Annotated in this window: 8 protein-coding genes; all 8 read right to left on the bottom strand. The window is 69.3% G+C overall.

Going from position 1 to position 7,522, the window contains the following annotated elements; all coding sequences use genetic code 11:
- Positions 1 to 33 precede the first annotated feature (33 nt).
- Positions 34 to 963 (bottom strand): protease modulator HflC, encoded by a 930-nt coding sequence (locus VF522_RS09515; RefSeq protein ID WP_330908010.1) that lies wholly within the window; start codon positions 961 to 963, stop codon positions 34 to 36.
- Positions 964 to 1,049: 86 nt separating this feature from the next.
- The gene (gene hflK / locus VF522_RS09510; protein WP_330908009.1) at positions 1,050 to 2,381 is read right to left on the bottom strand and encodes an FtsH protease activity modulator HflK; all 1,332 of its coding nucleotides are present in this window, start codon (positions 2,379 to 2,381) and stop codon (positions 1,050 to 1,052) included.
- Positions 2,382 to 2,433: 52 nt separating this feature from the next.
- On the bottom strand, positions 2,434 to 3,618 hold the full coding sequence (hflX, locus tag VF522_RS09505) for a GTPase HflX (protein ID WP_414709483.1): 1,185 nt from the start codon (positions 3,616 to 3,618) through the stop codon (positions 2,434 to 2,436).
- A gap of 40 nt (positions 3,619 to 3,658) precedes the next feature.
- Positions 3,659 to 3,907: an RNA chaperone Hfq gene (gene hfq, locus VF522_RS09500; RefSeq protein WP_414709481.1), complete on the bottom strand. Its 249-nt coding sequence runs from the start codon at positions 3,905 to 3,907 to the stop codon at positions 3,659 to 3,661.
- A 129-nt stretch (positions 3,908 to 4,036) separates the two neighbouring features.
- Positions 4,037 to 5,374, bottom strand: a complete 1,338-nt coding sequence (gene der, locus VF522_RS09495; protein WP_330908006.1) for a ribosome biogenesis GTPase Der — start codon at positions 5,372 to 5,374, stop codon at positions 4,037 to 4,039.
- Between the two features lie 18 nt (positions 5,375 to 5,392).
- Positions 5,393 to 6,559, bottom strand: coding sequence for an outer membrane protein assembly factor BamB (gene bamB, locus VF522_RS09490; protein WP_330908005.1), 1,167 nt, complete (start codon positions 6,557 to 6,559; stop codon positions 5,393 to 5,395).
- Positions 6,556 to 7,230, bottom strand: coding sequence for a tetratricopeptide repeat protein (locus VF522_RS09485; RefSeq protein WP_330908004.1), 675 nt, complete (start codon positions 7,228 to 7,230; stop codon positions 6,556 to 6,558). The genes bamB and VF522_RS09485 overlap by 4 nt, the downstream gene beginning before the upstream one ends.
- Positions 7,231 to 7,265: 35 nt before the next feature.
- The coding region (locus VF522_RS09480) for a His/Gly/Thr/Pro-type tRNA ligase C-terminal domain-containing protein (protein ID WP_330908003.1) at positions 7,266 to 7,522 on the bottom strand (257 nt) is incomplete at its 5' end.

Here is a 7,522-nt window from a genome sequence, read left to right as displayed (position 1 = left end):
CAGCGCCGCCCAGAGGGAGTCGCCGCTCAAGACCTAGCGGCGCGGGCCCGCGCCCGCGGCCGCCCCCGCAGCCGCGCCGCCGCCGGAAAGGCCGCCGCGATAGGCGCGGAAGAATTCGACGCTGGCGGGGTCGACCACCAGCACGTCGCTCTTCTTGTTGAAGCTCGCCTTGTAGGCTTCCAGGCTGCGGTAGAACTGCGCGAACTGCGGATCGCGGCCGAAGGCCTCGGCGTAGACGGCGGCGGCCTGCGCGTCGCCCTCGCCCTTGACCTTCTGCGCGTCGCGGTAGGCGTTGGCCACCGTGATCTCGCGCTGGCGGTCGGCATCGGCGCGGATCTTCTCGCCCTCGGCGCCGCCGGTGGAGCGCAGCTCGTTGGCCACGCGTTTGCGTTCGGCTTCCATGCGGCGGTAGACCGATTCGGTGATCGCCTCCACGTAGTCGGCGCGCGTGATGCGCACGTCGATCACGTCGATGCCCCAGGGCTTGGCGCCCTTCACCACCTCCTGCACCTCGCGCTTGACGTCCTGCATCAGCTGTTCGCGGCGCACCGACAGCAGCTCGCGCACCGTGCGGCGGTTGATCTCTTCCTGGAAGGCGTTGCGCACCACGCGATTGAGCTGTTGGGCGCCGGCCGTCTCGTCGAGGCCCACGTTGCGGATGTAGGCGAGCGGGTCGCTGATGCGCCAGCGCACGTACCAGTCGATCACCACGCGCTGCTTTTCCGCGGTGAGCATCGGCTCGGTGTCCACCGAGTCGAGCGTCAGCAGGCGCTTGTCGATGTAGCTCACGTTCTGCAGCGGCGGCGGCAGCTTGAATTTCAGGCCGGGCTCGCTGATGACTTCCTTCACCTGGCCGAGCGCGTAGACCACGCCGAACTGGCGCTGGTCCACCACGAACAGCATGGAACTCAGGAGCGCCAGCAAGACCAGCAGCGAGGTGACGATGAATCCGATGCGGTTCATTTCAGCCTCCGCCGAGCCGCCTCAAGGAGGCTGAGGACCCCTCGGGGGGCAGCGACTACACGTAGTGAGGAGCGTGGGGGCATCATTTAGCGGCTCTCCCTTTCGCGGGTGCGCGCGTTGTCCCGTGTGCGGGGGTCGGCGGAGGTGGAAGACGAGGACGAAGGCGCGGTCGTCGCGGGAGCGGCCGGCGCGGTGTGGTCCTGCGGCGCGGTGGCGGCGGCGCCGCCGGCGGCCACCTGCTGCAGGATCTTGTCCAGCGGCAGGAACAGCATGTTGCCGCCCTGGCGCGACTCCACCATCACCTTGGTGACGCTGGAGTAGATCTCCTGCATGCTGTCCAGGTACAGGCGGTCGCGCGTGACCTGCGGCGCGCGCTGGTACTCGGCCAGCAGCGACTTGAAGCGCTGCCCGTCGCCCTGCGCCCGCGCAACGATGCGCGCCTTGTAGGCCTCGGCTTCCTGCGTCAGGCGCGAGGCGGCGCCGGTGGAGCGCGGGATCACGTCGTTGGCATAGGCCTGCGCCTCGTTCTTGGCGCGCTCGCGCTCCTGGCCGGCGCGCAGCACGTCGTCGAAGGCGGCCTGCACCTGCTCGGGCGGGCGCACGCCGCCCTGCTGCAGGTTGATGCCGACCACTTCCACGCCGATCTGGTAGCGGTCCAGGATCGCCTGCATCAGCGCGCGCACGCGCGGCGCGATCTGGTCGCGCTCCTCGGCCAGCGCCGAATCCATGCGCATCTTGCCGACCACCTCGCGCACCGAGGTCTCGGCGGCCTGCACCACCGCCTCCTGCGGGTTCTTGCTGTTGAACAGCCAGTCGCGCGCGTTGTTCAGGCGGTACTGCACGGCGAACTTGATCTCGACGATGTTCTCGTCCTCGGTCAGCATCGCCGATTCCTTCAGGCCGGTGGCGCGGATCACGTTGTCGCGGCCGACGTCCACCGAGCGGATCTGCGTCACGTAGACGACTTCATGGCGCTCGATCGGGTACGGCAGGCGCCAGTTGAAGCCGGCGCCGACGGTGGCGCTGTAGCGGCCGAAGCGCGTGATCACGGCCTGCTGGCCTTCCTGCACGATGAAGATGCCGGTGCCCATCCAGATGATCACCACCACGATGGCGATCAGGCCGGCACCGACGCCCGCGCTCTTCATGTCGGGCTGGAAGTTGCCGTTGCCGCCGCCGCCGAAGCCGCCGTTGCCGCCGCCGCGGCGGCCACCGAACAGGCCGCCCAGCTTGCGGTTGAAGTCGCGCCACAGCTCGTCGAGGTCCGGCGGGCCCTGGTTGGGGCCCTTGTTGCCTTCGGAGCGCTGTCCTTCGTTCTTGTCTTCGCCGCGGCCCCAGCGGGGGTCGTTCAGGTTGAACATGCCCCGGATGCGGCCTCTCAGCCCGGCAAAGGTCAGGCTGCGGAAGAAAAGGTTCATTCTTTGGATACTCTTGTTGTCGGCAGCCGCATTGTGCCCAAATGGCCGGGCCTCAGGATGAGGTTGGCTGCGCGGCCTCCGCCGGCGGCTGGGCGGCCGCCACGATGCGCACCAGTTCCTGCCGCAGCGCGGCCAGGCCCTCGCCCGTGCGGCTGCTCAGGAACACGCGCGGCACCTGCACGCCCTCGACCTCGAAGCGGTCGACCGGCTGCAGCGGGCGTTGCGCCGGCTCCAGCGCGTCGATCTTGTTGAACACCACCAGCTGCGGCACGTCCGCCGCGCCGATCTCGTGCAGCACGCGCTGCACCTCCTCGATCTGCTCGGGGAAGTGCGGGTTGGCCGCGTCCACCACGTGCAGCAGCAGGTCGGCATCGGCCGCTTCCTGCAGCGTGGCCTGGAAAGCGTCGATCAGGCCGTGCGGCAGGTCGCGGATGAAGCCCACCGTATCGGACAGCGACACCGAACGGCCGACGCCGCCGCTGGTGCCCTGCTCGTCCTGCAGGTACAGCTGGCGCGTGGTGGTGTCCAGCGTGGCGAACAGCTGGTTGGCGGCATAGGCGCGGGCTTTCACCAGCGCGTTGAACAGGGTCGACTTGCCGGCGTTGGTGTAGCCCACCAGCGAGATGGTGAAGGTGTCGCGGCGCTCGCGCTGGCGGCGCTGCGTCGCGCGCTGCTTCTTCACCTTCACGAGCCGCTCGCGCGTGCGCTTGATCGAGTCGTCGATCATGCGCCGGTCCAGCTCGATCTGCTTCTCGCCCGGGCCGCCGCGCACGCCGGCGCCGCCGGTCTGGCGTTCCAGGTGCGACCAGCGCCGCACCAGCCGCGTGCTGAGGTACTGCAGGCGGGCCAGTTCCACCTGCAGCTTGCCTTCGTGGCTGCGGGCGCGCTGGGCGAAGATCTCCAGGATCAGCAGGGTCCGGTCGTTGACCGGCAGGCCCATGTGCCGCTCCAGGTTGCGCTGCTGCGCCGGGCTCAGGGACTGGTCGAACAGGATCTCGCTGGCGCCGGTTTCCTCGGCGAGCTGCTTGATCTGGTCGGCCTTGCCGCTGCCCACGAACAGCGCCGCGTCGGGCGCCTTGCGCTTGCAGGTCACCCGCGCGACCGGTTCCATGCCCGCGGACTGGGCCAGCTGGCCCAGCTCCTCGAGTTCGGCGTCGAAATGGGGAAGGCCCAGATCCACTCCCACCAGGATGGTGGAAGCGGCCGGGCGGTCAGGCGTGGCAGTCAATGGGGCTATGGGAGGGGCCCGTCGTTGCGGGCCGGGGTGCGCGTCGGGATCAGCTGGCGGCGCCCTCGCCCGGTTCGGCGGCGGAGAAGTTCACCGCGCGGCCGGGGACGATGGTGGAGATCGCGTGCTTGTAGACCATCTGCGTCACGGTGTTCCGCAGGAGGACGACGTACTGGTCGAAGGATTCGATCTGCCCCTGCAGCTTGATCCCGTTGACGAGGTAGATGGACACCGGCACGTGCTCGCGCCTCAGGGTGTTCAGGAAGGGGTCTTGTAGTAGCTGCCCTTTGTTGCTCACGATATTCTCCGTGTTCCGGCGTTGTTGGAAGTTGCACATTACCACAGCAACGCGCCGGGTCGGGTGCTGTGTCGCTGCCCAGTTGCAGCCGTTTGGAAGGAAAACAAGACCGACCAGCGTCGAGCTGGCCTATTCCTTGTCGGCGTAGGGGTTCGTCGACGTGCGCATCTCGACGCGCAGCGGCGTGCCGACCAGGTTGAATTCCTTGCGGAAGCGTCCTTCCAGGAAGCGCTTGTAGGCGTCCGTGACGTGCTCCAGCGAGTTGCCGTGGACCACGATCACCGGCGGGTTCATGCCGCCCTGGTGCGCGTAACGCAGCTTGGGACGGAACATCCCGGCGCGCTTGGGCGACTGGAACTGCACCGCCTCGAGCACCAGGCGGGTGAGCACGGGCGTGGACATCTTCATCATGGCCGACTTGTAGGCCTGCGTGATCGAGTTCCACACGGGCCCCAGGCCCTGGCGCTTCGCCGCCGAGATGAAGTGCAGCTCGGCGAACTTGAGGAAGACGAGACGCTGCTCGACCTGGCGGCGCACCACGTCGCGCTGGTACTCGTCCACCGCGTCCCACTTGTTGACGGCCAGCACCACCGAGCGGCCGCTTTCCAGGATGTAGCCGGCGATGTGGGCGTCCTGGTCGGTCACGCCCTGGGTGGCGTCCAGCAGCAGCAGCACGACGTTGGCGGACTCGATCGCCTGCAGCGTCTTCACCACCGAGAACTTCTCGATCGCCTCGAACACCTTGCCCTTGCGGCGCAGGCCGGCGGTGTCGATCAGCTCGAACTTCTGGCCGCTGCGCTCGAACGGCACCGAGATCGCGTCGCGCGTGGTGCCCGGCAGGTCGAAGGCCACCAGGCGCTCCTCGCCCAGCCAGGCATTGATCAGGGTGGACTTGCCGACGTTGGGCCGGCCCGCGACGGCCAGCTTGACGATCCCGCTCTGCTGCCCGTCGTCGGCCTCGTCCTCCTCGGGCAGGCCGAGCGGTTCGAAGGCGGCGTCCACCAGGCTGCGGATGCCCTGCCCGTGCGCCGCGGACACGCCGTGGATCTCGCCCAGGCCCAGCTCGTAGAACTCGGCCAGCTGCGCGCCTTCCAGCATGCCCTCGGCCTTGTTGGCCGCCAGCACGGTGGGCTTGCCCAGCTTGCGCAGGTAGTTGGCGATGTCGTGGTCCTGCGCGGACAGGCCGGCGCGGGCATCGACCACGAAGACGACGACATCCGCCTCGGCGACGGCCTGCTTCGTCTGCTTGGCCATCTCCTTGTAGATGCCGCTCTCCGCCGTCGGCTCGAAGCCGCCGGTGTCGATCACGATGAACTCGTAGCGGCCCTGCTTCGCGTTGCCGTAGTGGCGGTCGCGCGTGAGGCCCGCGAAGTCGGCGACGATGGCGTCGCGCGACTTCGTCAGCCGGTTGAACAGCGTCGACTTGCCGACGTTGGGGCGGCCCACCAGGGCCATCACCGGCTTCATGCTTCCCTCTTCTTCTTTTTATTGCGGGACGAAGGCGAACACGCCGCCGTTGCGCGTCACCACGACCAGGCTGTTGCCCGCGGCGACCGGAGCGGCCGCGATCGCGGAGCCGTCGGTGGCCAGGCGGTTCAGGAGCGTGCCGTCCTCGCGATTGAGGAGGTGCACGAAGCCGAAATCGTCGCCCACGATGACCGAGCGGCCCAGGAGCAGCGGCGTGCCGGCGCCGCGATGCAGCAGGCGCTCGTTGGTCCAGGCGCGCTGGCCGTTGTCGCGCCGCCAGGAGACCACGCGGCCGTCGCTCTCGGTGCCGAACACGTTGGAGCCGTCGCCGTGCACGCCTTCGTCGCCGCTGGCGCGCTGCGTCCACGTGACCTGGCCGCGCGCGGTGTCCACGCAGCCGATCGCGGCCTGGAAGGCACGGGCGCACACGGAGTCGCCGACGCGGCTCACGCGCCCGACGAGGTCCACCAGGCGCTCGATGTCGTTGATGCCGCGCGCGGTGGCGATCGGCGCTTCCCAGCGCACCGTACCGCTGAGCGGGTTCATGCCGACCAGGCGGCCGGCAAGGCCGACCACCAGCGTGTCGCCCACGGCCAGCATCACGCCGGCCTGGCGCAGCACCAGCGGGTCGCCGGTGCGCGTCTGCGACCACAGGCGGCGGCCGGTGCCGCCGTCGAAGGCGGTCACGGTGCGGTCGCCGCCCAGCACGAACACGCGGGCCCCGGCCACCAGCGGCGCGGTGTACGTCAGCGCCGGCAGCTTCTGCCGCCACACTTCGCGGCCGCTCGCGAAAGCGACCAGGTCGTTATTGCGCGTCACGACGGCGGCGGTGCTGCCGTCGAAACCGACGCCGGCGGCCAGCGGCGCGCCGGCGCTGCCGCGCCATTGCTCCCGGCCCGTGGCGGCATCGAAGCCGGCCACCGTGCCGTCGCTGGAACCCAGCGCCACCGCGTTGCCCGCTACGGTGACCACCAGCGGGAAGTCGACCGCGCCGATGCGGCCCGTCCAGGCCTGGCGCACGGCGATCAGGTTGGGATTGGGCTGCAGTTCGGCGGCCTTCGGCTTCTCGGCGCGCGCGCCGATGATCGGGAAGGAAGGCGGCAGGTTGGAGCAGGCGGCCAGCAGCGCCAGCGCACCGGCAGCAGAGAGCGCGCGCAGAGCGCGCGAAGGAATGGCGCCGCTCATGACTTGGCGCTTTCCGCGGGCGCCTTCAGCGCCTGCACGTCCACGCCCAGCGCCGTGAGCTTCACTTCCACCAGGCCGCGGTACTCGGTGCCGGCCTCGAAACCTTTCCAGGCCTTGAGGTATTCGGCCTTGGCCTCTTCCTTCTTGCCCTGCAGCTTGAAGATGTCGCCGCGGCGGTCCGCCGCCAGCGCCTCGAATTCCTTGGGCATGGCCCCCAGCTGCTTCAGCGCGTCGTCGTAGGCCTTGCCTTCGACCAGCACCGAGGCGAGCCGCAGGCGGGCGACGGCCTGCAGGCCTTCGTCCTTCGCCTCCTCGGCGGCCCACTTCAGCGCCGCCGTGGCCTGGTCCGGCTTGGCCTGCTCGGTGAAGAAGCGCGCGGCCAGCAGGCTGCCCTGCTGCGCATAGGCGGTGCGGCCGTACTTGTCCTGCAGGTCCTTGACCGCCTGGTCGACCCGTCCCGCGTCACCCGCGGTGGCGGCACGCTCGACCTCGTCGTACAGCGCGGACGCCTTGATCGCCTCGGTGCGCTGCCAGTAGTTCCAGCCGTTCCAGGCGGCGAAAGCACCGAACACGCCGATCAGGAACCAGGTGATCAGGTTGCCCCACTGGTTCCAGAAATGCTTCAGCTCGTCGAGCTGTTCCTGTTCTTCTAGGTCGAGATGTCTTGCCATATGTGCCCGGGTGAAGCCGGGTATTGTAGTTTTGCTTACCCGAGCAGGGTGGAAGCCCAGTCGGAAGCGGTTTCCAGGGGCCGCAGCTCCTGGGCGCCGCCGCCGTCGCGCAGGGCCTTGACGGTCACCTGACCCTGGGCCACTTCGTCCGGGCCGAAGACCAGCGCATGGCGGGCGCCGCTCGCGTCGGCCCGCTTGAACTGCGACTTCATGCTGCCCGGCCCGTCGTGGCCACCGGCATGCTGCAGCACGCGCACGCCGGCGGCACGCAGCTTCTCCAGCGTGGCGGTGA

The sequence above is a fragment of the Ramlibacter sp. genome, from assembly GCF_036383835.1.
GTDB lineage: Bacteria > Pseudomonadota > Gammaproteobacteria > Burkholderiales > Burkholderiaceae_C > Ramlibacter.
The sequence above is the reverse complement of the archived record's forward strand: the minus strand, read 5'-3'. Positions and strand labels throughout refer to the sequence as shown.